General features: G+C 40.7%; 1 protein-coding gene. It reads left to right on the top strand.

Annotation, left to right across the window (positions count from 1 at the left end; translation table 11 throughout):
• Nucleotides 1-630: 630 nt before the first annotated feature.
• On the top strand, nucleotides 631-1,405 hold a 775-nt coding region (locus HMPREF3178_RS10925), incomplete at its 3' end, for a BapA/Bap/LapF family prefix-like domain-containing protein (RefSeq protein WP_139146025.1).

The raw sequence follows: 1,405 nt of genomic DNA, 5'->3' as shown, positions 1-1,405 counted from the left end.
TTTATTAGCGCTGTTTTATGGGGATCCCTCAGCGGCAGGCCGGGGTTTTTTATTATGCATATGCATTAAATTATTTGTGGGTAGTATTTTAATTAAAACTACATCGAAACGTTTCTTTAATTTCCGATAACTCACATTAACTTTGTGGGTTTAAAAGACTCTCTCTGAATTCCCTCTTGCTTATTTATAAATTTCCCCATTCACAAACAATTTATTTTTATAAGTAAACCATTATAAATATAATGGATATTGCTTAAAATTTACTTTAAACTTTAAACTTTAAATTATTTTTTGCTTTTTCTTGCATGATTTTTTTGAGAGATATCACAGATATTTTTCTATTATCATAAAAATGGCGGTTTAACGCTATTAGAAAAGTATTATCCATGACTTTATCTTTATTGTAATAACCGTGAGTAACCGTTTTAATTATCTCTCTTATTAACATCTCAAAATGTAAGCTCATTATTTTAACGTTATGTAATATATGGGGTTTGTGTTATTTCAGGATGTGAATGGAATGTTTTCCCTCTCCTTGCGGGACTGCAAGTTCTGGTATATCTAATAAGATGCCTAATTAAGAATTATCTCATACCTCTGACTGCGTCTTCATTTCAAGGGTGTAACCTGATGAAAAATATAAATGTGACAGTGAAAGAAACGGGTGTTGAATACACCGTTGATGGCAATCTAATTAATCTCAATACGCAGTCAGTGGTTCTCCTGCACGTTAAGCGTGAAGATATTAGTTCGTATACCCGGCAAGGTAATGATCTGGTTCTAAAACTCCACAACGGCGATACCGTTACTATTAAAAACTTTTTCGTTGTGGATGAGCATGGACAGCACAGTGATTTGGTGCTCATGGATGATGAAACCGGCGCACTATGGTGGCTGGAAGGTGCGGGTACCGATGGGGCCCACTATTCGCTGATTAGCGATCTCTCAGAAGTCATCGCCTCCGGAGGCGCAGGGCAAAGTATTGCCGGATGGGTAATGGCGGGCGCGGCTTTGCTGGGTATTGCGGCAATGTTTGCTGGTACCTCAAATAAAGATCACCACTCTTCGATTTCAGAAACTGACTCAGATGCGGACAGTGATTCGGACTCCGATAGTGACTCGGATGCTGACAGCGACTCGGATAGCGACAGCGATTCTGATTCCGACAGCGATTCCGATTCAGACAGTGACTCGGACTCTGACAGCGATTCCGATTCTGATAGTGACTCAGATTCTGATAGTGACTCGGATTCTGACAGTGACTCGGATTCGGACAGCGACTCGGATTCCGACAGCGATTCTGACTCTGACAGCGATTCGGATTCAGACAGTGACTCGGATTCTGACACCGATTCGGATAGCGACAGCGATTCGGATTCTGACAGTGATTCTGACTCTGACAGCG

This window comes from Klebsiella sp. HMSC09D12 (genome assembly GCF_001808475.1).
Classification (GTDB): domain Bacteria; phylum Pseudomonadota; class Gammaproteobacteria; order Enterobacterales; family Enterobacteriaceae; genus Klebsiella; species Klebsiella oxytoca.
This window is presented reverse-complemented; position numbering and strand designations above follow the sequence as displayed.